Raw genomic sequence first — 25,628 nt, 5'->3', positions numbered from 1 at the left:
CTGGTCGTTCAGGCCGCCCGCAGCCCCTCCTGGACCGCCGGGGCGACGTCGATGCGGATCTCCTCGCGGACCAGGTGCTCGCACAGCCGGACCGCGCTGTCGGGGTCGGCGGCCGTCACCGCGACGCTGCCGAGCCGGTCCCAGTTGTCGCGCAGCTCCCGTACGGTGTCGCCGGGCCGGACCGAGACCTGGGCGAGCAGCACCTCGGGCCGGGCGGCGACCTCCTCGACGCCGTGGACGGCGGTGACGGTGCCGGGCTCGCGCAGCACGAAACGGGTGACGGCGGCCGCGGTGGGCTCGGGGGGCGCGGCCAGCGGCTCGGTCAGTCCCAGCGGCCAGGCGGCCCCGTAGGCGATCAGGTCGATGCCGTAGGCGGCGCGCACCAGCTCCGGGATGTGGCCGCCGCCGAGCCGGTTGTGGGACTCGATGACCATCGGGCCGCGGGCGGAGAGCCGGATCTCGGTGTGGCTCGGCCCGTCGGTGACGTCCATCGCGGTGAGGAAGTCCTGGACCGCGGTGGTGAGCCGGCTCCGGTCGGTGCCGGAGAGCCGGGCGGGCACGACGTGGCCGAGTTCGGCGAAGTGGGCGTCGTCGGTGAGTTTCTCGGTGACGGCGACGACGACGTGGCGGCCGGCGAAGCTGAGCGACTCGACGCTGAACTCGGGGCCGTCGATGTAGGACTCCATGAGGAAGCCGTCGACGGTGAACATGGTGGAGCCGCGGTCGGTGCGTCCGCCCCGCATCCGCTCGATCCGCGCCCATACGGAGTCGAGGTCCTGCGGGCCGTCCACGCGCAGCAGACCGAACCCGGCGGTCGTGGAGACGGGCTTGACGATGAAGGGGTAGCCGGCCCGCTCGCCGAAGGCGGCCAGGGAGGCGCGGTCCTCGACCAGTCCGTGCTCGGGGACGGGCAGGCCGCGCTCGGCGAGGTGGCGGCGCATCAGGTACTTGTCGCGCATCCGGCGGCTGGCCTCGTAGCGCCTGCCGTCGCTCAGCCCGAACAGGTCGGCCAGCCGGCCGGCGGTGTTGAGGCCGGGTTCGGTGAGGGAGACCACCGCGTCGGCGCCGTAGACGTCGCGGGCGGCCTCGGCGAAGGGCCGTACGGTCTCCCAGTCGGTGTAGTCCAGCATCAGCAGCGCGTGGGCGGTGCGGTTCTGGTACGGAGTGATCTTGTCGGGGTGCTGGATCAGGACGGTCTTCGCCCCGAGCGCGTGGAAGCGCTCCAGGTGGGCGTCGACGCCGCCGATCAGCAGCACGGTCGGGGCGGGGTTCAACGCGGGGTTCCCTTCGGGGCGGTGGCTTCGCGCACGTCGGCGACGAGCAGGGAACGCACGCGGGCGATGCGCTCCTCGGCCTCGGCCGGCGACTGGGCGTCGACGACGACGTAGCCGTGGCGGGTGGCGGAGTTCGTGGTGGGCGGGAGTTCGTCGCCGGGGGCGTGGGGGAAGTGCAGGGTGTGCACGTAGGGCAGGGCCCGTACGGCGTCGAGGCCGCGGACCTCCGCCAGGCGCCCCGGCGGCAGCAGGAAGAAGCCGACGGACGCGGTGTGCAGGGCGGTGGGCGGCTCGGTGTCGGCCCCCGCGAGGGTGCGGAAGATCTCGGCCTCGATGTCGTACCCGGTGGCGGTCTCGATGAGCTGGGGGATGCGGTCGCCGCCCAGCCGCGTCTGGGACTCCACGACGCGCGGACCGTGCCCGGTGAGGATCACCTCCGTGTGCGCGGGCCCGAAGACCAGGCCGGCGGCGTCGAGCAGCCGGGTCACCAGGGAGCGGACGGCGGCGTCGTCGGCGGGGGCGAGGGCGGCCGGGTGGATGTGGGAGGTCTCGACGAACAGGGGTGCGCCGGTGGTGCGCTTGGCGGTGATGCCGATGACGTGGTGCGTGCCGCCGGCGGACAGGGTCTCGACGCTGAACTCCGGGCCCTGGAGGTACTCCTCCACCAGATACGGGCCGGCGTGTCCCGCGGCGGTGACGCGACCGGTCCACTCCTCAAGGTCGGCGGCGTCCCGGATCAGGGCGATGCCGCGGCTTCCGGACAGCCGGGTGGGTTTGACCACGACGGGCAGCGGCAGCCGCGACACGGCGGCGGCGACCGCCTCCGTGGTGAGGACGAGTTCGCTGCGCACGGGCGAGATCCCGTGCTCGCCGAGCAGGGCGCGCAGCGCCCCCTTGTCGTTGAGGCGGTGCACGGCGGCGGCGGGGTTGGGCGAGATCCCGAGCGCCTCCGCCTCGGCGACGACCGGGCCCATGCTGCTCTCCGCTCCCAGGTGCAGCACGGTGCCGATGTCGTGGGCCCGGACGGTGGAGGCGATCAGGGCGCGCAGCGCCGCCTCGTCGGAGAAGTCGGTCAGCAGCAGTTCGCGGGCGTGCTCGGCGACCGAGTCGAGGTAGGCCCGCTCGCGCAGGGCCGGGTCCCAGATCGCCCACACCTCGAACCCCGCCTGGGCGGCCTTGCGGACGAACTGGCTGTAGGGCATCACCATCAGCAACCGCTTGTTCGGCACGCCGTGTGTCATGCGGGGCTCCGTTCTCGTAGGACGTCTCGCGACGGCCCACTCATCGTTTTCCGCGCCGGGGAAAGCGGCATCTTCGCCCGTGCGGCGCCTCTGAAGTGTGGCTGTGACCTGCGTGTTCACCCGACTTCGCCAAGTCGAACAGCGCCGGGACGGCCTTGCCGGGACATGACGGCGCCCGGCTCCCCGCGAGGGGGAGCCGGGCGTCACGGCAGAGCCGGGCCGGGGGCGCTCAGCCCGTCAGCTGCCGGTCCAGGGCGTGCTCCAGGGGCGTCAGGGGGCGTTCGGGGCACAGCCGCTCGGGGTGCAGGGGCGCGGGGCCGGTCAGCGGCGGCCGCCGCTCGGCGAGCGGGACGGGGCCGATGAACAGCCAGCCGAAGGCGGACAGGGCTTCGTAGACGGGGTGCAGGAAGAAGACGGGACGGGTCACGGGCGGGCCATCCTTCGTTCGGCGTCGGGTCCCGGTGACCGTCACATCCGGTCCGGCCGGCGGGCATCCTCGACCGTGCGGTGCTCGCCGGCCGCCTCCAGCGCGGCCCGCCCCCGCTCACCCAGCTCCAGCAGCAGGGCGAGTTCGACGGGCACGGTGTCCTCACCGCGGTGCAGCATCCGGGCGGCGGCGGCCAGCGCGCCGGCCACCTGGTCGAGCCGGTCGGCGACCGGGCCCGCGTTGTGCGCCAGCAGATCGCTGCCGGCTCCGGGGAGGGCGGCGACGGCCCGTACGACGCCGGCCAGCTCGTCGCCGGCGAGCGGCAGCAGGGCGGGGTCGACGTCGAGGAGCCCGCCCGCGACGACGGCCGCCACCACGTACGGCAGGTGGCTGACGGCGGCCATGGCCAGGTCGTGTTCCTGCGGTGTCATGTCGCGGCGGACCGCGCCGCACAGGGCGGCCAGTTCGGCGACCGTCGCCAGCGCCCATCGGGGGGTGGTGTCGTACGGGCACAGGATCCAGGGCCGGCCGGCGAACCGGGAGGCGGACGGGCCGGCCGCCGGGCCCTGGGCCGGCAGCGGGTGGCCGGGGACGTAGCCCTTGAGGTCGCAGCCGCGCAGCTCGGCCTCGGCGGCGACGATGTCCTTGGTCCCGGCGGTGTCGGTGCAGACGTGGCCCAGGCCGCGGGCCTGGGCGTCGTGCAGGACGTCGACGACGGCGGACGGCGGGGTGGCGACGACGACGAGGTCGGCGGGCGGACGGTCGGGGGTCCACGCCGTGCCCGCCCCCAGCCGCCGCGCCCTGTCGACCGCGTCCGCGTCCTGGTCGGCGAGGGCCACCTCGACCCCGGCCCCGGCGAGGGCGAGGGCGATCGAGGTACCCGTGACACCACAGCCGATGACGACGGCGGTGCGCAGGAAGGCGGGTGTCATGTCGGCTCCTGGTGGGGTGCGGGCGGGACGGCTGGTGGGGAACGGACGCGGGGCGCGGGGACGGCCGGGCGGCCGGTGCCCGCGGTACGGATCAGCGCTCGTCTCCCCGCTCGGCGAACTGGCCCGGGCGGCGGCCCTCTCCGGCCGGGCCGCGGTAGGCCTGGGCGATGTCGAGCCAGCGCTCGGCCTCCGCGCCCTCGGCCTCGAGGGCCAGGTCGGCGCGGTGGCGGCGGCGGGTGACCAGGAGGCAGAAGTCCTCGGCCGGGCCGGTGATCCGGTCGGTGGCGTCCTCGGGTCCGAAGGCCCACGGTTCGCCGGCGGGCGAGGTCACCTCGATGCGGAACGGCTCGGCGGGCGGGGTCAGACCGCGGGAGAGGTAGCCGAAGTCACGGGTGAGGAAGGCGAAGAAGACCAGGTGGCGCAGGCGTCCGGTCGGTTCGCGGCGCACGCCGAGCGCGTCCGCGATGTCCTGCCCGTGGCCGAAGACCTCCATGATCCCCGCGGAGGCGAGCACGGCGGGCGGCAGCGGGTTGACCAGCCAGGGCACCACCTCGCCCTCCGGGACGGCGGCCAGCGCGTCGACGGACGCCCGGCCCGCCGCGCGGAAGCGGGCCAGCAGTTGGTCCGGCGGGAACTGGTTGAACTGGCGCAGCGCGGCGTCCACGGCCCCGTCGAAGTCGTGGGAGGCGCCGGCGGCGATCCGGGCGAACGCCTCGGGGTCGGAGGCGGCGGTGCCGGCCAGGTGGAAGATGAAGGTCAGGTGGGCGATCTGGTCGGCGATGCGCCAGCCGGGTGCGGGCGTCGGCGTGTTCCAGGCGGCTTCGTCGAGGCCTTCGACGAGGCGGGCGGTCTCCTCGATGTCGGTCGCCAGGTCCTTCAGGACGTCGTCGATGCTGCTCATGGCCGGGCTCCTTCGGGGTCGGTTCGTGCAAGGGATGCAGGGGACGCGGGAAATGCGGGGGATGTCCTCGTGGTGGGCGTGTGCCGGTCAGCCGCCGGCGGGTGCGGGGCGGGTGGGGCGGGCGTCGGGCAGGGGCACGGCGAAACGGCTTCCGGCGCGGACGGCGGCGGTCAGGGACGCCCAGGCGGCGAGCTCGACGAGCTCGCGGTCGCCGGGCCGGCCGGCCCGGAACGCGGTCACGTCCGCGTCGGTGATCTGGTACGGGGCGAGCGCGACGAGCAGGGACAGCCGTGCGGCGGGCCGCTGGTCGGGGGCGAGCCGGTCGGTGAGGGGGTCGAGCCAGGCGCGGCTCGGGCCGGGCGGCGTGCCGTCGCTGACGGCGAGTTCGGCGTGCAGCAGTTCGCGTACGGGCTCGGGGACCCAGTGTTCGGCGGACGCGTCGACGCAGGCGACGGCGCGGGCCAGGGCCCCGGCGACGGCCGGCTCGGGCCGGGCCCAGGCGAGCGCGGCGGGCAGCGGTGCCGCGGGGAGCAGGCCGAGGGAGGCTCCGGCGGTTACCGTGGTGCCGGTGTCCGGGCGCATGGCCCGTGCGACGATCCGCAGCGCCGGTCCGCGTCCGGCCCTGGGGGCCGCGTCGGGCACGGGCGAGTCGGGCAGGAACAGCCGGACCATCCGGTTGAGGTAGTGGAAGGTGACGGCGGTGGCCAGCAGTTCGGGGGCGTGCTCGGCGGGGAAGGGCGCGGGCCGCGGCGGGCCGCCGGCGGTGGTGAGGTGGCGGGCCCAGTCGGTGACGGCCGCCAGGGGCGCGGTGTCCGGCCCGGTCAGGGTCCGCAGTTTGGCCTGGTGGACGTCGACGCAGTACGCGCACTCGTTGGCCTGCGAGACACCGGTGGCGACGGCCTCCTTCGCGGCCCGTCCGGCCCGGCCGTCGACGAGGAGGGTCTCGCGCAGCAGGACCCAGCAGGCGGCGAGCGCCTCGGGCGCCGGGGAGTGCAGTGCCAGCGGCGGCGCGAGGATGCCGAACTCCCGGCCGGCCCGGTCGTAGACGTCGGCCACCAGGCCCCTCGCCTCGTGCCGCGGGACCGCGGTGACGTACCGGATCTGCTTGAGGGAGCCTTTCAGCATGGTTCTCACGAGTGGTCGCACCGCTGTCTCCTGGAATCGCGGGCCGGTTGCGTGAAGCAACCCACCGGGGAAGGGAAAGTCCTGTGAAGCAACTGACCGGCCGGCGGGAAGCGCGCCCGCCCGTACCGGTCACACGCCGGCCGGCTGCCTGGGCTTGTCGCGCAGCAGCGGCAGGACCGCGTTCCGGCCGCTCTTGTAGCCGGTGGGCGCCGGGGCCCCGTAGCTCACGGCCACTCCCCTGCGCTGGGCCTCCGCCACGATGTGCGGGACCGCGCGTTCGGCGACGGCGGCGATGGTCATCGCCGGGTTGACGGTGAGCGCCCCGGGGATCGCGGACCCGTCGGTGACGAAGACACCGGAGTGGCCGCGCAGTTCGTTGGTGTCGTCCAGGGCCGAGGTGCGGGGGTCGTCGCCCATCCGGCAGGAGGCGAGGGGGTGCACGGTGTAGGCGCCGACCAGGTCGTTGGTCCACGGCATCACCTTGGCGAGGCCGTCCTTCTCCAGGATCTCCTTCACTTCCGCGTCGGACTGGTTCCAGCCGTGCCAGGTGTTCTTCGTGGGCCGGTAGGAGAGGTTGCCGCGGCCGAGCATCTGCTGGGAGATGCGCAGGGCGTTGCCGGTCTCCGGCGGCGGGCCGAAGACGCCCTCGTTGTCGTCCTCGATCATCGAGAAGATCGTCAGCCAGGACTTCCAGTTCTTGAGGATCTCCTTCTTCTCCCTGCCGAACCAGGTCGGCCCGGTGGCGTCGGGCACCTGGGCGAGGATGGTGCCGAGGCCCGGCGGGAAGTAGAGCTGTTCCAGCGAGTAGCGGGAGTACTCGGGCAGCGAGCCGTCCAGCTTGTCCCAGCTCGCCACGGTCGGTCCTCTGCCGATCGCGTTGGCGCCGTAGGGCAGCGCGCCGTCGCCGCGGGACAGGCCGAGGAGTTCGGCGACCTTGTCCTCGTCGAGGATGGCCGTGTTGAGCCGCTCCCCGTTGCCGGAGAAGTAGCGGCCGACCGCGTGCGGCATCGACCCGAGGTGGGCCTCGCTGCGCTGCAGGATGACCGGGGTGGCCGCGGCGCCGGCCGCCATCACGACGATCTTGGCCTCGATGACGCCGGACTCGTGGTGCACCCGGTAGTCCTGGTCGTCGACGACGTTGTAGTGGATCCGGTAGTCCCCCTCCGCGGTCCGGGTCAGGTGCTGCACCTCGTGCAGGGGCCGTATCTCGGCCCCGTGGGCGAGCGCGGCCGGCAGGTAGTTGACGGTGAGCGACTGCTTCGCCTCGAAGCGGCAGCCGGCCATCATGAAGTTGCAGTTGGCGCACTTGGAGTTGTCGATGGCGACGGCGAGCGGGTTGGCGGTGCGTCCGGCGTGGTGGCAGGCCGCGGCCCACAGGCCTCCGGCGTAACTGACGTCGCTCCATTCCTGCTTGCTCACCGAGAGGGATTCCTCGATCCGGTCGTACCAGGGGTCGAGGGTGTCGCGGCTGAGGGCGGCGGGCCACATCCGGCGGCCGATGCTGCCCTTGCGGTCGAAGACGAAGCGCGGGGCGCGCGGCATGGCCGCGAAGTAGACGACGCTGCCGCCGCCGACGCAGTTGCCGCCCAGCACGCTCATCCCGTCGCCGACGACGAAGTCGAAGGCCCGTGTGTAGGAGGACCCCAGCTTGTAGTCGTGCTCGAAGTCCGTGCTGCGCAGCCATGGGCCGCGCTCCAAAATGGTGACCTTCGCACCGCCGGCGGCCAGGTGGTAGGCGGTGATGGCGCCGCCGAAGCCGCTGCCGATGACCAGGACGTCGGTCTTCTCGATCGCGTTGCTCATGCCGGGCTCCCGGTCGGGGTGGTGTCGGGGTGGAGGTCGGCCAGCTTGCGGCCGTAGCCGAAGTCCGCGAACCGCCACAGACCGTCGGCGTCGGGGGCGGTGATGCCCATCGCCGTGAGGCCGGGGTGGCCTTCCCTGACGGCCTGCGCGGTGTGCAGGTGGGCGGCGGAGTCGAAGGCCATGTTGCAGAACAGGGAGAGCAGGACCCAGAAGTCCTTCTCCGGGTGGCCCGGGGTGGTCAGGGTCTGGATCAGCCGCACCCGGTTGTCGTAGTCGAGGGCCACGAAGGGCGGCACCGTGTCGTCCAGCTCCAGGCCGGTCTCGGCGGCGTGGGCCCTGGCGTGACCGTTGACGAGATCGGCCAGGTCCTCCAGGCCGTCGGCGACGCCGGTCGCGTCCCAGCGCAGGAGGTCCAGGGCGCCGGCGGCGACCGCCCCTCCGCCGGTGCCGGCGCCGGCTATCGCCCGGTCGCCGGGCCCGCGCTTCTCGCCGGGAACGATGGTGTCCGCATAGGCCTCGAGGGTGAGAGTCGCCTCGTCCCCGATGTCGACCCTGCGCTCGGGAATTCTTGCCGATGTCTGCAACGCGTCCTCCCGGTCTCGTTGGTGGGATTCGCCTGGGGTGTGAAAAGAACGTAGAGCTGCCGAGTCTTTTCAAACAACTGACACCGGCGGCGTTCAGCGAACGGTGAGTTGCATGAATGAACTAGGCGGAGTCGAGGCATCGCCACCGCCGGCCCGTACAAATGGCCGTTCGATCGCTTAACGTTCTTGCCGACGTATTCCTCTTCCGTCGGACACGGGACCACCGTCCCGGAATGAAGAGGAGCCGGAACAATTCGTACCGGTCCAGGGGGGTGTCAAGGTTGGAAAGCACGGACAAGGCTCTGGAACTGCCGACGAACTTCACCCAGCGGGTCCGTATCGCGATGCTGCGGCCGGCCGACTCCCCCCGGCTGAACGGGGTCGACCCCCTGCACGTGCAGCGCCTGGCCGACGTCCTGGCCTCGCTGCCGCCGATCCTGGTCCACCGGCCGACGATGCGGATCGTCGACGGTTCGCACCGGGTGGCCGCCGCCGCCCTGAAGGGGCAGGACGCCGTCGAGGTGCACTACTTCGACGGACCCGAGAAGGACGCCTTCCTGCGCTCGGTGTCCGCGAACATCGCCCACGGGCTGCCGCTGTCGACGGCGGACCGCAAGGCCGCCGCCGAGCGCATCCTGCGCTCCCACCCGGACCTCTCCGACCGGACCGTCGCCACCTGCACCGGCCTGGACCCCAAGACGGTCGCGGCCGTACGGCGCAGTTCAACCGTGGACTCTCCACGGTCGAACACCCGGACGGGCAGCGACGGCAGGGAGCACCCGCTGGACCGCACGCTGGAGCGGCTGCGGGCCGCGGAACTCATGACCAGCCGGCCGGAGCTGCCGCTGCGGGCCGTCGCCCAGCAGTCCGGCCTGTCCCTGGGCACCGCCCACGACGTGCGCAGACGTCTCCAGCGCGGGGAGACCCCGGTGCCGAGCCGACGGCGCGGCAAGGCGCCGGAGGACCGGCCGGCGGACGCCGGCTCCGCCCCGGCCGCCCCGGCCGCCCCGGCCGCCCCGGCCGCCCCGGCCGCCCCCGCGGACCGGGAACCCGCACCGGCCGAGCCCGGCCGCCCGGCGGCAGGACGGCCGACGGCGGGCGGACGGCCTGCCACCGGCGGACGCAGCCGCACACCACTGGAGACACTGCGCAACCTCGCCGCCGACCCGTCGCTGCGCCAGTCCGAGTCCGGCCGCCACTTCCTGCGCTGGCTGCACACCCACTTCGTGGTGGACGAGGCGTGGCGGCAGCAGGCGGGCGCCGTCCCCCCGCACTGCACGGCCACCGTGGCCGAACTGGCTCTGCAGTGTTCGCACACCTGGCGCAGGTTCGCCGAGGACCTGACCAGCCGCCGGCTGACCGACATGGGGCCGGCCGGCCCCGTCCGGCCCGCGCCGACGTCCCGGAACTGACAGGCGCGGTATCGCCATTCTCGACCACCAGGGAGAAACGGTGACCTCCACCACGATCGAGCGTGCGGTCCACAGGGTGATCGTCGATATGCAGGCCAATCTGGGCCAGGATCTCACCATCGACGACATGGCGCGCACCGCGATGTTCAGCAAATTCCACTTCACCCGGGTCTTCCGGGATGTGACGGGGACCTCCCCGGGGCGTTTCCTCTCCGCGCTCCGGCTGCAGGAGGCGAAACGCCTCCTGCTCGACACCACATTCAGCGTGGCCGACATCAGCAGTCAGGTCGGATACAGCAGCGTGGGCACGTTCAGTTCTCGCTTCAAGGCGTGTGTGGGTGTTTCTCCGAGCGTATTCAGAGAACTCGGCGGATTCACCTCGGCCATCGACTCCGACGCGGGCCCCGAGGGCGACGGCCCGCGCACCACCCTGCGCGGGCAGATCTCCCTGGCCGAGGGCCGCTCCCCCGGCCACTGCTTCGTCGGCCTCTTCCCCACACCGGTCCCCCAGGGACAGCCGGTGCGCTGCACCGTCCTGGACGGACCCGGCGGCTTCGAGCTGCGCGACATACCCGCGGGCACCTGGTACGTGCTCGTGCACTCCGTCCCGTACGGCAGCGAGGACCTCCCCTCGGGCCTCGGGGACGAGGACACCGTCTCCGTCGGCTGCTACGGGCCGGTCACCGCGCACACGGACACCCTGCTGCTGCCCGCCGAGATCACGCTGCGCCCGGTCGGGGAACTGGACCCGCCCGTGCTGATGGCCCTGCTCGACCTGCGGTCCAACGCCCTGGAACAGGCCGCCGGCTGACACACACGGGGCCCGCCCTCCCCGGGATCACGCCGTCGCACCCCGCCACCGGACACCGAGGGGCGACCGAGGGGCGACCGGGAGGCGTCGGCTTCCGGAGGTATCGATTCCTCATGTACGTGAGGTCAATGAGTACCGGTCCTGGCATCGTTGCTCATTGACCTCACGTACATGAGTTCCCGTCTCGGAGCCGTTCAGGTCGCGCGGCGCAGGGGGACGACGACGTCCTCGCCGGTGCTCTTCGCGCTGAGCCGGTAATAGCTGATGTGGGCGAGCCGCTCGGACTCCTCGAGCCATCCGGCCTCCACGACCTGGCGCCGGGTGCGGGAGAAGACGGTCGGGGACATGCCGACGAGCTCGGCGAGCTTGGCACCGGTTTCGACGACGGCACCGGCGCGGTCGGTGGGGTGCATCGCGTAGAGCATGATGACCAGGCGTTGGTTGGCGGTCATGCCCGCTGTGCGGTGCAGGACGTCCAGAAGCCTGTGCTTGTCGTCGTTGTTCACTGGGCCTCCCACAGCGAAGGAGTCGTGTTGTTGAAACCTGGGATGTCCGGCGGGTTGCATGTCCTGATCGCTTCCCGTTGTTCGATGCCGGTCCCGTGGAAGGCGATGTACGGGCTGATCCGGTAGAGCCTGTAGTTGCCGATGCGTCCGCGCTCGATCAGGATGCGCTGTTTGAGCAGCTTCCGGTTGATCCTGCCGACGGCATCGGCGGTCATCCCCACCTTCTTGGCGATGTCCGCGCCGGTCGCCCTCAGTGGTGCCATGCCTTGAGGGGAGACGCCGATCCACCACAGCACCATGTACTTCTGGCTCGGGGTGAATTCCTTGCTTTCGGTGATCGCTTCGACTCTGGCCTTGTCCACCTGGATGTGCTCGCCCGAGAAGGCATAGGGCGCATAGGGGATCGCCTCGCCAGTGTCGGCGTCGACCAGTCTGCGTACTGCCCCCAACAGACCCTCCCGTGGTCGGACATCGCCTCGACGTCGATGAGCGACGGCCCTCAGGCCGACCAGATGAACTTAACGTACATGAGCGTGAAGTTCATGTAGTGCGCTTCCAGAGCGTGTCGCTCCACCAGGAATCGATCTGCGGACGGGAGTCGCCGCAGGAGAAACGGTGCCTACTCATGAACGTGACGTCAATCTGGTCAGATCCTGCGGACGTGGTCACAGTTCCTGGGATACGGGTACAACGGTCCCTGGAACTGCCTGCCCTGATCCCAGGAACGGGGTGCACGATCCTCAGAACCGGCTGCCAGATCGTCAGATCCGTATGCGGAAGGGCATCTTCGCAGGTCAGAGCGTTCTTCCGCCGCGCGCCCTCTCTTACAGCAACACAGGCTGTCCCTACGGCGGCTCCCGCCCTCGCACCGTGTTCCCGCAAGCGGTCGCGCGAGGCACCGCTCAGCACCTCTCCATGAAGCGTTGACAGCGGAGCCCACTTCCAACCCGCCGACGAAGAACCCGGTCCCCTCCCCCGTCCTCAGCCCGCGAAAGCACGCCACGACGCGGCCGCGGCCGACGAACCACCCGCCACGTATGCCTCCATCAGCCCGCGCCGGCCTCAGCCACGCATGCGTGGAAATCGTCGACGACCCGCAGTCGCGCAGGCACCCGCGGCCCCCGTCGGTGCACCGGAGGCCCCCAGGGGCCGACGGCGTACCGACCCGTGAGCGAGGAGAGCCGCGCCCGGCGGTGTACGGAGCCCGGGGCGGTACGGCAGAGCGCCCGCCCCTCCCCGTGTGCGTCAGCCGGCCTCGCGGACCGTCATCGGCAGTCCGCCGCGCATCCGCAGCGACATCATCGGTTCCGGCACGCCCCGGTGTCCCGGTACGACGTCCAGGTCCAGGTCCCGGGTGACCAGCGCGGTGACGAAGACGGCCTCCATCATCCCGAGGCCGCTGCCCACGCAGAACCGGGGTCCCGCGCCGAAGGGGATGTAGGCGTACCGGGGGCGGTTGGCGGTCCGCGCCGCGTCGAAGCGGCCCGGGTCGAACCGTTCGGGGTCGTCCCACAGGTCCGGGTGGCGGTGCAGGGTGTAGGGGCAGACCAGGACGTCGGCCCCGGCCGGGACCGGGAAGCCGCCCACCTCGTCGGCCTGCTGCGCGATGCGCGGCAAAATCCACACCGGCGGGTACAGGCGCATGGCCTCCTGGATCACCTGGGTGGTGTACGTCAGCTTGTGCAGGTCGTCGGCGTCCGGCGGGCGGCCGTCGGCCAGGACGGCGCGGGCCTCGTCCCGCAGCAGGTCGCGCACGTGCGGGTGGCGCGCCAGCAGGAGCAGGGTCCAGCCCAGGGTGCTCGCCGTGGTCTCGTGCCCGGCCAGGAGCAGGGTGACGAGCTCCTCGCGCAGCAGCCGGCGGCCCACGGCGGGGTCGTCGTGCCGGCGCGCGGCCAGGATCATCCGGGCGAACGCGTCGTCACCGGGAGCGGCCTCGTCCAGCCGGGAGGCGCGGTCGGCGACCAGTGCGTCGACGGTCCGGGTCAGGTCCCGGCGGGCCCTGCGGAACCGCCGCTGGGTGGCCAGCGGCACCCAGGTCGGCACCAGTCCTTGCGTCACCATGTCGAACATCGCCTGGTCCTGGACCGCCTCGAAGGCGTGGGCGATGCCGCCGTGGCCGTCCAGGGACGTGTCCATGAGGGTGCGGCCCAGCACGCCGAGGGTCAGCCCGGTGAGCTCCTTGAGCACGTCGACGGGTCCCTGTCCGGCCCGGGTGCGCAGCAGGGCGACCAGCGCGGCCGCCTCCTCGGCGACCGCTCCCGCCTGTTCGGCGATGCGGCGGGGCCGGAACGCGGGCTGGACGTTGGTGCGCTGGGCGCGCCACAGCTCGCCCTCGCTGGTGAGCAGCCCGTCCCCGAGGATCTTGCGGGACTCCACCAGGCCGATGCCCTTGTGGTAGTTGGCGGCGTTGTCGGCCAGGACGTGTTTGGCGTAGTCGGGCCGGTTGAAGATGTACATCTTCTTCGGCCCCATGGCGACCCGCACGGCGTCGGACAGCCGGGCGGCGTCCTCCATCATGCCGAGCCGGTCCACGGCGAGCTTGCGCAGCAGTCCGGGCAGGGCCCACACCGGCGGGCCCGGGGGGTGCACGCTCATGTCACACCTCCGGCGCCCGGTCGGAGAGCTGCCGGAAGCGACCCCCGTGGAACACCAGCGGCTCGCGCTCCGGCGCCTGGTCCAGGGCGAGTACGCGGCCCAGGAAGACCGCGTGGTCGCCGCCGTCGTACGTCCGCCAGCTCGCGCACTCGAAGTGGGCCGCCGCCCCCGCGATCAGGGGGGCGGAGCTCCGGTGTCCCGGCAGCCAGCCGACGGCGTCGAACTGCCGCGCGCCGGCGGGCCGCGAGCGGCTGGCGAAGTACCGGGCCACGTCCTCCTGGTCCGCGGCCAGTACCGACACGGCGAACGTGTCGGCCTCGGCGAGGCTCCGGTACATGCCGGCGTCCCTGCCGACGCACAGCAGGACGAGCGCCGGGTCGAGGGAGACGGAGGTGAACGAGTTGGCGGTCATGCCCCGCGGGGAGGCGCCGCCGACCGTCACCACGGTCACCCCGGTGGCGAACGCCCCGAAGGCCCGCCGCAGCCGGGTGGCGTCGCCCGCGGAGGCGGTCCACGGCGGCGCGGCGGTCAGGGTGCTCATGCGGTCCGTCCCGTCAGGGAGGCGGGCCGCGCGCCGTACGGCTGCAGCGCGCGGGCCAGGGCCTCCGGGATGAGGGAGGGCACCGTGTTGGTGTTGGGGCCGCGCATGCAGGCGATGCGCTGGCGGCCGCGGGCCACCAGGACCTCGGCGCCGCCGGTGACCTTGATGTAGTCGAAGCCGAACTCGAGCTGTGTCTGGCCCAGTTCGGTCAGGCGCATCCGGATGGACAGCTCGTCGAACGCGGTGATCTCGGCGAAGAACTCGCAGTCCACCTTCAGCGTGAACAGCTTGAGGTCGTCCTGGAGGTCCGCCAGGATCTCCGGGGCCTTGTCCTGGAGGAACATCTCCCGGCAACGCCCCTGCCAGCGCAGGTAGTTGACGTAGTAGACGTTGCCGACGAGGTTGGTCTCCTCGAAGCCGACGGTGTGCCGGTACTCGAAGTAGTCTTCCGCCATGGTCTAGGGCCGCCCTTCGGTTCGGTCCGTGTCGTGCACGAGGAAGGCGAAGACCGCGGGCTCCAGGGCGTCGCGCAGCGCGGTGACGAAGGTGGCGATGCGGATGCCGCCGACGGCGAACTCCACCCACGCCTCCTTGCGTCCGGGCAGCACGGTCAGCGGCGCCCCCGCCATGATCCCGGCCTTCTGGAGGCACTCGACGGCGCTCCACACCCGCGTGGCGGCGGTGTCGGGCGCCTCACCGGTCTCCTTGGCGACCAGCCGCGCCACCGGGGCGTGCTCGCCGAGCAGCCCCTGCCATTCGGCCTCCGAGCGCATGCTGACCGCTTCGATGTCGCAGGCCACCTCCGAGCCGGAGACGGCGCTGAGGGTCACCCCGAGCCCGTGTGCCGCGGACATCGACAGGTGTCGGTCCGCCGGGAGTTCGGGGCGTCCGTCGGGCCGGTGGCTGACCGTCACCGGGGCGCCCAGGGCACGGGCCGCCGCGTCCGTGGTGAAGCCGCGGCGCTGGGTCACCGAGCCGGCGGGCTGTCCGCCGTGCGGTTCGACGGCGACCGCGATCCGGGCGTCCAGGACGTCCTCGAGCGTGCGCTCCAGGTACGGGCCGAGCAGGGGCGCGACCCAGGGTCCCGCCCCGTCGGTCCGGCGCACGGCGTGCAGGGTCAGTCCCTCCCAGCGCTCGACGACGGTGCCGTCCTCGTCCCGTACGGCGATGTCGTAGACGTAGGTGTTGCCGTCCCGGCCGCGTTCGACGGCCGTGTACCTCAGCCGTTCCGGCACGTGGTCGCCGGAGCCGAGCGGGTGGATCCGCTCGACGCCGGACGGCAGCAGGGTGGCGTCGGGCACGCAGACCTGGTTGCCGTGCATGAGCGCGTCGCGCATGCCCGGGTCGGCCAGCAGCAGCCGCCCCGGCAGGAATCCGGCGAACCAGCCCTCGGGCCGGCGCCGCACGTCGACGTCGGCGTCGACGTGCCGGGCCGCGGCCCGGTGGAAGCGGCGCAGCCGCTGGAAGCGTGCGCCCTGGAAGAGCAGCCCGCCGTACAGGTCGGCGGCCGGGTCGAGCGGGACCGGGACGGTGCCCTCGGGCACCTGCTCGGGCGGTCCGTCGGGGGCCTGGGCGCCGTCGAAGACGAGCCGGGCCCGGAAGTGCTCGGCCACGAAGCCGGTGTCCTCGGCGTGCACGGCGACGTCGACGGTGGCGCGGCCGGTGACGGTGGCGGCGACGCGGATCCGGGTGCTGCCGTCCGGCGGCACGACGATGGGCCGCAGGAACTTCGCCCCCTCGATGACGGGGGTGCCGTCCCAGCCGGTCGCGGCGGTCGCGACCTGTGTCATCGCCTCCATGCCCATGACGGCGGGCAGCAGCAGGTTGCCGTCGAGCAGGTGGTCGGCCAGGTAGGGGTCGGTGCCCGCGTTCAGTTCCACCTCGGTGACGAGTTCGACGCCGTGGTAGCGCACCAGCGGGTTGCCGGTGAACCGCAGCAGCGGCAGCGGCGGCAGGTCGCGGCGTACGGTCTCGATGCCCTCGGTGCGGCCGCTGACGACCGTGACCACGGGAGCGTCCGGGTCGGAGATCAGGCGCAGCAGGATCTCCACGCCCTGGTCGGGCGAGACGGGTGTGATGCCCTCGCGGGAGAGCGACTCGACGACGGAGAGCTTCTCGCCCATGCCGACGCCGGACCACACCGACCACTCCACGCACCTCGCGCGCAGCCGCGGATGGGTGCGGGCGGTCTCCTCGGTGAGGTCCGCCAGCCACTCGTTGGCGGTGGCGTAGTGGGCCTCGCCGCGCAGTCCGGCCCGGCCGATGATGCTGCCGAAGGAGACCAGCAGTTTCAGCCCGCCGGCGCCCACCGCGTCGAGGACGGTGCGCAGGCCGTCGACCTTCGGGGCGAAGGTGCGGCGGAAGTCCCGCGGGTCCAGCTCGGTCAGGGGTGCCGGTTCGTTGCGGCCCGCTCCGTGCAGTACGCCGGTGATCTTCCCCAGCGCCTTCTCCAGCTCGGCGACGGCCGCCGCGGTCCGCTCGGGGTCGGTGACGTCGGCGCGGGCGTAGTGCACGCCGACGCCGCTGTCGGCCATCCGCGCCAGGTTCTCGGCGAGTTCGGTGTCGGCGGCCGGGTCCGACCGGCCGAGCACGGCCAGCTTCGCCCCGGTCCTGCGGGCGACGGCCAGGGCGCACTCGGCGGAGATGCCCTTGCCGCCGCCGGTCACCAGCAGGACGTCCGTGGCGTCCAGCGGGAGGTCGGTGTGCTCCTGTTCGACCGGCAGGGCCCGCAGGGTCGGCACGCGCCGCACTCCGGCCGTGTCGTAGTGGGCCTCGCTGAACCGGGCGGTCGCGCGGACCTCGGCGACGACACGTGCCACCGCGTCCCCGTCCAGCGGGGTCTGGACGATCGTGGTGCGCAGGTGCGGGGCCTCCTGGTGCAGGGTCTTGGCCAGGCCCGCCGCGCCGCGTCCGTCCTGCACCAGGACGAACCGTCGCTCCCGCGCCCCCGCCAGGGCGTTCCTGGCGGCGGCGAGTACCTCGTCCACCTGCTGCGGGGTGCAGCCCCGGGGCAGGACGGCGAGGACGCCGGCGCCGGTGCCGGCGCCTTCCAGTGCCTTCTTCAGGTCCTGGCAGAAGGTTCCCTCGGCGGTGCCGAACAGTTCCCACACGCCGTCCGCCTCGGCGGCGCCGGCCGGCGGCAGGGCCACCTCCGCCAGGTCCACGGCGAACGGCCGCGCCCAGGGTGCGGCGCCCGTCACCGCGGCGGCGACGGCCGTGTCCTCGGCCGCCGTGGCGCCGGTGCTGACCAGGGTGTCCAGGGCCTCGGCGAGTTCGGTGAGGCTGGCGGTGGCGAAGTTGGTCGACAGCTGGGTCGGCGCGATCCCGAGGCGGGTCGCCGCGAGGTTGACGATCTGGCCGACGGTGATGGAGCTGAGGTGCAGGTCGTCCAGGAGCCGGCTGTCGGGGTCGACGAGTTCGGCCGGGAGTTCGGCGCGTTCGGCGACCAGGGCGCGCAGCACGTCCAGCGCCGGTTCCCGCTCCGCGGCCGTCTCCTCGACGGCGGGGGACGCCCCGCCCGTGGAGGCCGCGGGCACGGTGGCCGGAGGCGCCTGGGCGGCGGACGCGCGTGCCGGTGCGGCGGACGCGCCTGTCTGGGCGGTGGACGCGCGTGCCGCGGACGTACGTGCCGGTGCCGCGGTCGCGCCGGCCGGGACCCGTGCGGCCGCCGGGCGTGGCGCGCGGACGGCGGGCGGGCCGTCGTGGGGTGCCTGCTCGCACGGGCTGGCGAGGAAGGAGAACTCCTGGCCCACCTTCAGCGGCCGGATCAGCCGGCCCCGGAAGAGGACCTCGAGCGCGACGGGCGCGCCCGCGACGAACGCGGCGCCCGCGACGCCCAGGAGGCCGCGCAGCGACTCGTCGTCGGTGTCCAGCGCGACGGCCGGTACGTCCGTGGCCGCCCGCGCGATGCCGCTGAGCACCCGGCCAGGGCCGACCTCGACGAACAGGTCGACGTGCCGGGCCGCCTCGCGCACCGCCTGGGTGAAGCGGACGGGAGCGGTGATCTGGCGGCTCAGCAGCGCCGGGAGGTCGGTGTCCCGGTCCAGTTCGCCGCCGGTGACGGTGGAGACGACCCTGCCGTGGACCTGCCCGAGGTCCGCCCCGGCCAGCCAGGTGCCGAACGACTCGGCCGCCGGGGCGACCAGGGGCGAGTGGAAGGCGTGGGAGACGGCGAGCCGGGTGCAGCCCACGCCGGCCTCACCGGCCCGGCGCTCGACGTCACCGACCGCCTCGACGGTGCCGGCGACCACGGTCTGTCCGGGGCCGTTGTATCCGGCGACGACCACGTCGAGGCCGGTGACGAGTTCCTCCGCCCGCTCGGGGGACGCCTGCAGGGAGGCCATGGTGCCCGAGGCGCTGTGCCGGGCCATGGCCCCGCCCCGCACCCGCGCCGCCTCCAGCAGCGTCCGCTCGTCGAGGGCTCCCGCCCAGTGCAGGGCCGAGAGCTCGCCGAGGCTGTGCCCGACGGCGACGGCCGCCTCCAGGCGCAGCGTGTCGAGGACGCGCAGTCCGGCGGCGGAGCCGGTGGCGATGCGCGGCTGGGCCACGTCGGTGGCGACCATGTCGCCGCTGCTCGGCAGACCGGCCCGCTCGAAGACGTCGGCGGCCTGCGCGAAACGGCGGCGCAGCGCGCCTCCGCCGGTGCCCTTGCCGGAGCCCTGCCCCGGGAAGAGGAACCCGATCCGGGCCGGGCCGGTGACCTTGCCCAGGAAGCCGCGCGCGTCGGCGGCGGTGTGGGTGCTCTCGCCCTTCTCCAGCAGGCCGGCCAGGTGCCGCAGGCGCCGCTCGGCGTCCTCCGGGGAGGAGACGACGACGGCCGCGCGGTGCGTCCTGCCCCGCAGTTCGCGCTGGAGGGTGGCGGCCAGGTCGGCGACCTGCCCGTAGGACACACCGGCGACGAAGTCGGCGACCTCGGCGATCCGGGTGCGCAGGTGCCGGGGCGACTCGGCGTCGAGGACGAGCAGTTCGCAGTCCTGCGGGGAGTCCGCCAGTTCGACGGGCCGGCGGTGCGCCGGCGGCCGGCGCCGGACGGCGGGTTCGTCGAGGACGACGTGCGTGTTGATGCCGCCGAAGCCCATGGCGGTGATGCCGGCCCGGCGCGGCACGCCCTCGGGCCAGGGTTCCGCCTTGCGCAGCGCCTTGAGGTTGGCCCGGTCGCCGGTGAGTACGTCGTGCGGGTCGACGGTGCCGATCGACGGCGGGACGGTGTGGTGGTCGAGGGCCAGGGCGGCCTTGATCAGGCCCGCGACGCCGGCGGCGGCCTTGGTGTGGCCGATCATGCCCTTGACCGAGGTGATGGCGGCGACGGGGACGTCCGGTCCCGCCGCGGCGCGTTCCTCGGTGAGCGCGGTGAGTTCGGTGGTGTCGCCGACGGGGGTCCCGGTGCCGTGGCCCTCGAAGAGGCGGACCGTCTCGATGCCGAAGCCGGCCCGTTCGTAGGCGCGCCGCAGGGCCAGCCGGTAGCCGCTGACCTCGGGGCGGGTGATCCCGCCCTGTCCGTCCGAGGAGACGCCCCAGCCCGCGATGGTGGCGTAGATCCGGTGGCCCGCCGCGAGGGCGTCCTCCTCGCGCATCAGGACGACGATCCCGCAGCCCTCCCCCGGCCAGAAGCCGTTGGAACCGCGGTCGTAGAGCCTCATCTCGCCCTTGGCGAGGGCGCCCGTCTTCGCGAAGCCGATGATCTCGAACGGGTCGATCGACAGGTCCACGCCGCCGGCGACGCCGACGTCGATGTCGCCGGAGAGGAGCGCGGTGCCGGCCGTGGTGACCGACAGCAGGGAGGAGGAGCACGCGCCGTCGACGGTGTACCCGCCGCCGCCCAGGTCGAAGTGGTTGCAGATGCGGCCCGCGATGGTGTTGGCGAGCCCGCCGGCGAGCGAGTCCTCGTCGACGGCCGGGAACGGCTCCTTGTACGAGGTCTCGACCTCGGCGAGGAAGTCCGCGATGCGGGCGTCGTCCCAGCCGTCCTGCCCGGCGAGGGCGGAGGCCATCACACGCCGTACGTAGGGCCAGCGCAGCCGCATGACGTTCGCGCGGGAGAACTCGCCGGTGAGCGTGTTGCCCACCACCACTCCGGTGCGTTCGCGCGGCAGTCCCTCGCCGCCGGGGAACCCGGCGTCGGCCAGGGCCCGTCCGGCGGTGTCGAGGGCGAGCCAGTGCGTCATGTCCGTCGAGCGGAAGGTGCTGCCCGCGATGCGGTGGGCGACCCGGTCGAACGCGTAGCCCTCGATGACGGCTGCGTTGCGGGCGTAGAAGGTGTCGGGGGTGGACGGGTCGGCGTCCCAGTAGTCGTCCAGGTTCATCCGGACGTCGGGCAGCCGGCGGAAGGCACGCCGTCCGGCGACGGCGTTGTCCCACAGTTCCTGGGGCGAGTCGGCGTCGGGGTAGCGGCACGCTATGCCGACGATGGCGATTCTGCTGCTCATGCGGTCACCGGTACCTTCCGCGTCTGCGCCGGGTCCGCGGGCGGGCAGGCGCAGGCGTCCGCCGGGCAGTCGCAGGCCGGGGCGGGCTCGGTGTTCTGGTCCGTGGTCCGCCCGGTCGCGTCGTCCCGGTCCACGGTCTTCTCGACGGTCTGTTCGACGGCGGCCAGCGCCAGGGCCTCCTCGGCGCGCCGCTTGGCCACGATGTCCGCGGTCCACAGGAAGGCGCCCCGGATGGCGCAGACGAGCGCGGTGGCGAAGAAGAGGCCGTAGGCCACGCTCATGGCGGTCAGGACGCCGTACATGGCGGCGACTCCGCCGCCGAAGGCGATCTGGCCCCACTTGGAGGACGGGGTCGTACCGGGGTCCGTGATCATGTAGTTGGTGAAGAGCACGAACGCGACACCGGTCATCATCGCCAGGGCCGCCGGGATGGAGGTGCCGAACACCAGGCCGCGTACGACGGCCTGGAGGGCGAAGCCGCCGACCCAGGCGAGGATGAGCCACATGCGCTCGGTGAGCTTGGCGTTGAGCATCGTGCCGAGGGTGATGATGATCGCCGGGACGAGCCAGTCGAAGCCGCCGTCGAGGTACTCGGTGAACTGGTACGGCGGTGCGATGGAGGCCCACGGGAACAGCAGCAGGATGACGGCGATCCCGAAGTTCGATGGGTTCATGACATGCCGCATACGGCCCTTGACCGGGGCCCTGAGCACCCACTTGGTGCCGACGGCGACGATGACGCCGAAGAGCATGACCCAGATGACGTCGTTGACGTAGGAGAGCATGTTCACCGCGAGGGCGGTGATGTGGGCCGGGAGCAGGAACTCCATCAGGCCCTTGAGGCCGTTGCCCTGGAAGCGGGGGGCGCGGCCCTCGGCCCGGGCGCCGATCGCCTCCAGGGCGATCTCCAGCGTGTAGGCGACGGCCAGGGCGATGAAGGGCCAGGTCCAGGGCTGCTCGAAGCCGAGCACGGTGTAACCGAAGATGTTGAGTACGGAGATCGAGATGGCGAATCTCCGCAGCGCCGTGACGACCTTCGTACTGTGGCGCGGGCTGGCGGTCTGGGACGGGGACATGATCACTTCTCCTTGGCCTGGGTGCCGAGCTCGAGGCCGTGCCGGCCGGGCTCCAGCCGCAGCTTCTGCTCGTGGACGTCGCCGCCCCGGTCGCGCCAGGTCAGCACGGTGGGCAGCGGTCCCTGGACGCCCTTGCCCAGGCCGATGTGCACGTCGGTGCTGCGCTTGCCGGAGTGGCCGCCGCCGCCGTCGAGACGGGCGACGCGCATGGTGCCGTCGGGCAGTTCGACACAGACCTCGGCGCCGACCACGGGCGCGCCGTCGGGGTGGGTCAGCTCCAGTTCCAGGGAGGAACCGGCGTTCTCGCTGACGTTGCGGAAGAAGGCCGGCTCGTCCCACTGGCGGGCGACGGCCATGTCGAGGCGGCCGTCGCCGTCCACGTCGGCGGTGGCGATGCCGCGGGTCGGGACGGGCTCGCCGATGCCGAGCTCCTGGGAGAGGTTGGCGTACCGGCCGGTCTCCTGGTCCTTGGCGAAGAACCGCATCCGCTGGCTGCCGGCCAGGTCGTCGCCGACCTCGACGTTGGGCCACCACTGCGGGTTGGCGACCAGGGCGTCGTTGGCGGTGGCCAGCTCCTGGAGCTGCGGCCAGCGGTTGTGCTTGCCCTTGACGAAGCCGAGGGCCTGGGTGATCTCCAGGTTCCCGTCGTTGTCGAAGTCGCCCATCTTCACGTCCCAGCCCCAGCCGGACCAGGCCAGCCCGAGGGGGGCGGACTCGTCCTCGTAGGGCGCCTCGCCCTCCAGGAAGCCGCCCCGCAGCTCGGCCTTGCTGTCGGCCCGGTTGACGAAGGCGAAGTTGGACTCCTGGATGCCGAACGACGTCGTGATGTTGCTGACGAACATGTCGAACAGGCCGTCGTGGTTCAGGTCGCCGAAGTCGACACCCATGCCCTTGAACGAACTGCGGCCCAGCTCCTTGGACTTGGGGACGGTGCCGGAGTGCTCGGCCTTGACCTCGCGGAACTCGATCTCACCGGGGCGGGAGACGTTGTGCAGCAGGGCCGAGGTGCCGAAGTCGTGGGCGAGGTACACCTCCGGCAGCCGGTCGCCGTCGAGGTCGGCGGCCGAGACACCGAGCGACCAGCCCGTGGCCAGGTCCTGCGGGAGGGCGTCGTCGGTCTTCTCGTACCCGTCCGGCGTCCAGCGGAAGAAGTGGCCGCCGCCGCCGTTGCGGGCCTGCGAGAGGGAGTCGTTCATGGTGACGCCGCCGTCCTTGGAGGGGTCCAGGACGGGGCTGTCGGGGAAGTAGTTGCCGATGTAGATGTCGTCGTGGCCGTCACCGTCGAAGTCGGCGACGGCGGCGGTGTTGGAGTTCCACAGCGGCCCGGTGTACTTCGCGCCGGGCTTGCCGGGCAGCAGCTCGGTGGGCCGGAAGGAGTCCGCCGTCAGCGGCGCGCCCTTGGCGCCCTCGTTCTCGAAGATGACCGGGGTGCGGCCCCAGTAGTAGACGAGGAGGTCCATCGCGCCGTCCTCGTTGTAGTCGCCGGGCACACAGCCCATCGGCGCCATGGTCGTGCTGACGCCGAGCGGCGCCGGGTCGAGCGCGAAGGCCGCGTAGGCGTCCTTCCGCGTCGGCGCGGGGGTGACCACCGCCTGGTCGATGCGCGGGTCGCTGACGCACAGGTCGTTCGGCAGCCCGTCGCGGTCGAGGTCGTTGAGGGCGATGCCCGCGCCGACCGAGGAGATCCACGCGTCGATGTGCTCGAAGGCCTTGTTGACCTTGCGGACCTCCTGCTTCTCGAATCCGGCGGGCATGGATATGGACATCGGCTCGAATGCGAAGTTCTTCGCGAGTGCGTCGACCTCGGAGGCCGACGATTCGGGAAGCCGCACCCCGTAGAAAGTTCCCACCATCAGGGTGAGGGCGACAATTCCCGGTGAATTTCTGCGCACCCAGTTCTTTGTGACCGTCACAGGTCGGCACCTTTCCGGAGCAGCGAAAGAGAGGAGAGTTCGGCGGAGACGTCCCGTCGCCATGTCTCGTAGGCCGGGGAGGCGGCCCGCGGGTCCGCCGTACGCGGTCTGAGCGCCCGGCACACGAGCGCGGCCCGCTCGGCCGTCGTACCGCACACGACGCGGGCCGCGAGGTGGGTGTGCTCGATGACGGTGTCCGCCTTGATGCGCGCCTCGACGGCGAACGCGGAGCCCTGCGCCAGCGCCCAGCGGTGTTCGCCGGCCCCCTCGGCGAAGCTCCGCAGCTCGGCCTCGTCCGCCCCGCCCGCGTAGGCGCAGGCGAGTCCGGCGCCCGCGTACAGGTCGCCGTGGCGGCGCTCCGGGTAGGCGCGGATCAGGCCGGTGACGACCTCGGGATCGGTGCCCCCGACGAACCACAGGGCGCGGCCGATGCCCTGGTCGATGGCGTTCGGCGTGTAGTGGTTGTGCCCGCCGCGCCAGCGGAAGGGGTGCTGGACCTCGGGCGTGCGGACGTAGGAGTCCGTCTTGAAGTACGCCTGGTGGAAGCCGTATCCGTCCAGGGCCAGCCAGCGCAGCAGGGGGTCGGTGGCGCTGATGTCGGGCCACAGCGGCTTGGGCAGCCGCGCCATCGCCCAGCCGATGCCGACGTAGATCATGTAGTCGTGGTGCCGCCCCCGGCCGGCCAGCAGACCGGCCAGGCGGCCGTTGTGGCCCGGGAGCGCGTCGTGGACCACGGCGCCCATGCCCGCGCCCTCGTAGGCGAAGCCCCGCACGTCCCGGGGGACGGTCTCCAGCATCGCCTCGGTCTCGTCGGCCGAGGACGCCTCCACCGCGTAGGCGTAGCCCTGGAGGAATGTCTCGCCTATTCTCTCCAGCCGTGCCTTGGCTTCCTCGTTCTTCACGTGAAATCCACGCACCTCCATGGTCGTTTCCGAAACAGGAGGTGTGAACAGCTTGCGTCGAATAGCTCCAAACCCAGTGGCCACGGTGATGACCCGCCCCTCTCAGCTCCCTGGAATTTCGCCAGCAAATCAAATTGAGCCAGGGGGCGGGACCGCACGTCTACTTCATATGTGCTCAACGGGGAAGAGGGCGGCGAGCCGTTCACGCACCCCCGCGCGCCAGCCCTCGTAGGCGGGTGCTTCTGTGCTGCGGACGGCGGCCGGGGCGCAGTCGTCGGCGAGCAGGGCGGCGGCCTCGGCGGACAGTCCGGTGAACGCCTCGACGGCGGCCTCGGTGTGCTCGGGCACGAACCCCGCGTGGTGGCGGGCCTTGGCGGCGAACACCGACCCCTGCGCCAGGTGCCCGAGCTCGGAGCCCGCCTCCTCGCTCAGCAGGGCCAGTCCGGCCGGGGTGCTCCCGCCGGCGAAGGTCGCGGCGAGACCGACGCCGCTCCACAGGTCCGCCTGCCGGTCCCCGGCGAACGCCCGGACGGCCGCGGCGACGTGCCCGGCGTGACCGCCGTGGATGAACCACAGGGCACGGCCGACCCCCTGGTCGAAGGCGCGGCGCCAGTAGGAGGGGTCGCCCTCCCAGGCGTACGGGTCGTCCAGCCGCTGGCGGGTCACCCAGGTACCGGTGTCGAAGTAGGCGCGGTCGAAGCCGTAGCCGTCGACGCACAGCCAGCTCATCTGCGGGTAGAACGCGGGATCGGACAGATCGGGGACGAGCTTCTTCCACAGGGGTCGCGGCAGCTTGGCCATGGCGAAGCCGATGCCGATGTAGTTCAGGAAGATGTGCGGCCTGCCGCCGCCGGTGAGCAGGTCGCGGGTGCGGTGGCCGGAGCGGCCCATCGCGTCGCGGATGGCGCACGCCATGGTGGCGCCCTCGTAGGCGAAGCCCCGCTGCTCGGGGTCGACCAGGCTCAGGCGGCGTTCGGTGGTCGCGAGGTCGCGGTCCTCGATGCCCCATTCGAAGCCGGTGACGACGGCCTGCGGAACGGCCTCCAGCCTCTGGGCCCGCTCGTCGTCCCGTACCGCGAACCCCCGGCCGGAGAAGCTCACCTCCTCCAGCGACGGGGCCATGACCAGCCTGCGCAGGGCTCCCAGTACGGGCATGTGCG

General features: G+C 72.7%; 20 protein-coding genes. 2 read left to right on the top strand and 18 right to left on the bottom strand.

The features are described from left to right. Window positions 1-8: 8 nt before the first annotated feature. The 8 genes from ACF1DX_RS31340 to ACF1DX_RS31305 all read right to left on the bottom strand — a co-directional run bounded on the left by ACF1DX_RS31340 (window position 9) and on the right by ACF1DX_RS31305 (window position 8,287). Window positions 9-1,274 (bottom strand): ATP-grasp domain-containing protein, encoded by a 1,266-nt coding sequence (locus tag ACF1DX_RS31340; protein ID WP_391794511.1) that lies wholly within the window; start codon window positions 1,272-1,274, stop codon window positions 9-11. Beyond that, window positions 1,271-2,515 carry an ATP-grasp domain-containing protein gene (locus tag ACF1DX_RS31335; RefSeq protein ID WP_391794510.1) on the bottom strand — a complete coding sequence of 415 codons (1,245 nt, stop codon included), beginning with the start codon at window positions 2,513-2,515 and terminating at the stop codon, window positions 1,271-1,273. The genes ACF1DX_RS31340 and ACF1DX_RS31335 overlap by 4 nt, the downstream gene beginning before the upstream one ends. Window positions 2,516-2,744: 229 nt before the next feature. Then, window positions 2,745-2,942, bottom strand: coding sequence for a DUF6059 family protein (locus ACF1DX_RS31330; protein WP_073936186.1), 198 nt, complete (start codon window positions 2,940-2,942; stop codon window positions 2,745-2,747). A gap of 41 nt (window positions 2,943-2,983) precedes the next feature. Further along, complete coding sequence (locus ACF1DX_RS31325; RefSeq protein ID WP_391794509.1) at window positions 2,984-3,874, bottom strand: prephenate dehydrogenase/arogenate dehydrogenase family protein; 891 nt, start codon at window positions 3,872-3,874, stop codon at window positions 2,984-2,986. Between the two features lie 91 nt (window positions 3,875-3,965). After that, window positions 3,966-4,775, bottom strand: a complete 810-nt coding sequence (locus ACF1DX_RS31320; RefSeq protein WP_391794508.1) for a TIGR03084 family metal-binding protein — start codon at window positions 4,773-4,775, stop codon at window positions 3,966-3,968. 87 nt (window positions 4,776-4,862) lie between these two features. Further along, window positions 4,863-5,921, bottom strand: a complete 1,059-nt coding sequence (locus tag ACF1DX_RS31315; RefSeq protein ID WP_391794507.1) for a carboxymuconolactone decarboxylase family protein — start codon at window positions 5,919-5,921, stop codon at window positions 4,863-4,865. A 108-nt stretch (window positions 5,922-6,029) separates the two neighbouring features. Beyond that, window positions 6,030-7,703 carry an FAD-dependent oxidoreductase gene (locus ACF1DX_RS31310; RefSeq protein ID WP_391794506.1) on the bottom strand — a complete coding sequence of 558 codons (1,674 nt, stop codon included), beginning with the start codon at window positions 7,701-7,703 and terminating at the stop codon, window positions 6,030-6,032. Then, entirely contained in the window at window positions 7,700-8,287 is a 588-nt protein-coding gene (locus ACF1DX_RS31305; protein WP_391794505.1) for a DUF5987 family protein, read from the bottom strand. The genes ACF1DX_RS31310 and ACF1DX_RS31305 overlap by 4 nt, the downstream gene beginning before the upstream one ends. 281 nt (window positions 8,288-8,568) lie before the next feature. Here ACF1DX_RS31305 and ACF1DX_RS31300 point away from each other — a divergent pair, with 281 nt between their 5' ends. Beyond that, window positions 8,569-9,699: a transcriptional regulator gene (locus ACF1DX_RS31300; RefSeq protein ID WP_391794504.1), complete on the top strand. Its 1,131-nt coding sequence runs from the start codon at window positions 8,569-8,571 to the stop codon at window positions 9,697-9,699. Window positions 9,700-9,787: 88 nt separating this feature from the next. Beyond that, on the top strand, window positions 9,788-10,510 hold the full coding sequence (locus tag ACF1DX_RS31295; RefSeq protein ID WP_391794537.1) for a helix-turn-helix transcriptional regulator: 723 nt from the start codon (window positions 9,788-9,790) through the stop codon (window positions 10,508-10,510). A gap of 194 nt (window positions 10,511-10,704) precedes the next feature. Here the strand turns inward: ACF1DX_RS31295 and ACF1DX_RS31290 are convergent, their stop codons facing one another. From ACF1DX_RS31290 to ACF1DX_RS31245, 10 genes are all read right to left on the bottom strand, one after another. Beyond that, complete coding sequence (locus tag ACF1DX_RS31290) at window positions 10,705-11,016, bottom strand: replication initiation protein, RepL2 (protein ID WP_391794503.1); 312 nt, start codon at window positions 11,014-11,016, stop codon at window positions 10,705-10,707. Next, window positions 11,013-11,465 (bottom strand): MarR family transcriptional regulator, encoded by a 453-nt coding sequence (locus ACF1DX_RS31285; RefSeq protein ID WP_391794502.1) that lies wholly within the window; start codon window positions 11,463-11,465, stop codon window positions 11,013-11,015. The genes ACF1DX_RS31290 and ACF1DX_RS31285 overlap by 4 nt, the downstream gene beginning before the upstream one ends. Before the next feature lie 796 nt (window positions 11,466-12,261). Continuing rightward, the gene (locus tag ACF1DX_RS31280) at window positions 12,262-13,611 is read right to left on the bottom strand and encodes a cytochrome P450 (protein WP_391794501.1); all 1,350 of its coding nucleotides are present in this window, start codon (window positions 13,609-13,611) and stop codon (window positions 12,262-12,264) included. Between the two features lies 1 nt (window position 13,612). Next, window positions 13,613-14,152, bottom strand: coding sequence for a flavin reductase family protein (locus ACF1DX_RS31275; protein ID WP_391794500.1), 540 nt, complete (start codon window positions 14,150-14,152; stop codon window positions 13,613-13,615). Further along, the gene (locus ACF1DX_RS31270; protein WP_391794499.1) at window positions 14,149-14,607 is read right to left on the bottom strand and encodes an acyl-CoA thioesterase; all 459 of its coding nucleotides are present in this window, start codon (window positions 14,605-14,607) and stop codon (window positions 14,149-14,151) included. Before ACF1DX_RS31270 ends, ACF1DX_RS31275 begins: the two co-directional genes overlap by 4 nt. Before the next feature lie 3 nt (window positions 14,608-14,610). Beyond that, entirely contained in the window at window positions 14,611-20,577 is a 5,967-nt protein-coding gene (locus ACF1DX_RS31265) for an SDR family NAD(P)-dependent oxidoreductase (protein WP_391794498.1), read from the bottom strand. Continuing rightward, the gene (locus ACF1DX_RS31260) at window positions 20,574-21,653 is read right to left on the bottom strand and encodes an enediyne biosynthesis protein (RefSeq protein ID WP_391794497.1); all 1,080 of its coding nucleotides are present in this window, start codon (window positions 21,651-21,653) and stop codon (window positions 20,574-20,576) included. The genes ACF1DX_RS31265 and ACF1DX_RS31260 overlap by 4 nt, the downstream gene beginning before the upstream one ends. A 2-nt stretch (window positions 21,654-21,655) precedes the next feature. Further along, window positions 21,656-23,506, bottom strand: coding sequence for a CRTAC1 family protein (locus ACF1DX_RS31255; protein ID WP_391794536.1), 1,851 nt, complete (start codon window positions 23,504-23,506; stop codon window positions 21,656-21,658). Window positions 23,507-23,562: 56 nt separating this feature from the next. Beyond that, the gene (locus ACF1DX_RS31250) at window positions 23,563-24,552 is read right to left on the bottom strand and encodes a DUF1702 family protein (protein WP_391794496.1); all 990 of its coding nucleotides are present in this window, start codon (window positions 24,550-24,552) and stop codon (window positions 23,563-23,565) included. Between the two features lie 81 nt (window positions 24,553-24,633). Then, a complete protein-coding gene (locus ACF1DX_RS31245) occupies window positions 24,634-25,623 on the bottom strand; it encodes a DUF1702 family protein (RefSeq protein ID WP_391794495.1) in 990 nt (329 codons plus the stop codon). Between the last annotated feature and the right edge of the window lie 5 nt (window positions 25,624-25,628).

It is taken from the genome of Streptomyces sp. NPDC014676 (assembly GCF_043084105.1).
Lineage (GTDB): Bacteria > Actinomycetota > Actinomycetes > Streptomycetales > Streptomycetaceae > Streptomyces.
Note: the sequence above shows the minus strand (reverse complement) of the source record. Positions and strands in the feature narration are given on the sequence as shown.

Coding starts and splice junctions, on each gene's coding strand:
- ACF1DX_RS31335 (WP_391794510.1), bottom strand. CDS start 2,515: ATGACACACGGCGTGCCGAACAAGCGGTTGCTGATGGTGATGCCCTAC.
- ACF1DX_RS31325 (WP_391794509.1), bottom strand. CDS start 3,874: ATGACACCCGCCTTCCTGCGCACCGCCGTCGTCATCGGCTGTGGTGTC.
- ACF1DX_RS31320 (WP_391794508.1), bottom strand. CDS start 4,775: ATGAGCAGCATCGACGACGTCCTGAAGGACCTGGCGACCGACATCGAG.
- ACF1DX_RS31310 (WP_391794506.1), bottom strand. CDS start 7,703: ATGAGCAACGCGATCGAGAAGACCGACGTCCTGGTCATCGGCAGCGGC.
- ACF1DX_RS31295 (WP_391794537.1), top strand. CDS start 9,788: ATGCAGGCCAATCTGGGCCAGGATCTCACCATCGACGACATGGCGCGC.
- ACF1DX_RS31280 (WP_391794501.1), bottom strand. CDS start 13,611: ATGAGCGTGCACCCCCCGGGCCCGCCGGTGTGGGCCCTGCCCGGACTG.
- ACF1DX_RS31275 (WP_391794500.1), bottom strand. CDS start 14,152: ATGAGCACCCTGACCGCCGCGCCGCCGTGGACCGCCTCCGCGGGCGAC.
- ACF1DX_RS31270 (WP_391794499.1), bottom strand. CDS start 14,607: ATGGCGGAAGACTACTTCGAGTACCGGCACACCGTCGGCTTCGAGGAG.
- ACF1DX_RS31265 (WP_391794498.1), bottom strand. CDS start 20,577: ATGAGCAGCAGAATCGCCATCGTCGGCATAGCGTGCCGCTACCCCGAC.
- ACF1DX_RS31260 (WP_391794497.1), bottom strand. CDS start 21,653: ATGTCCCCGTCCCAGACCGCCAGCCCGCGCCACAGTACGAAGGTCGTC.
- ACF1DX_RS31255 (WP_391794536.1), bottom strand. CDS start 23,506: ATGGTGGGAACTTTCTACGGGGTGCGGCTTCCCGAATCGTCGGCCTCC.
- ACF1DX_RS31245 (WP_391794495.1), bottom strand. CDS start 25,623: ATGCCCGTACTGGGAGCCCTGCGCAGGCTGGTCATGGCCCCGTCGCTG.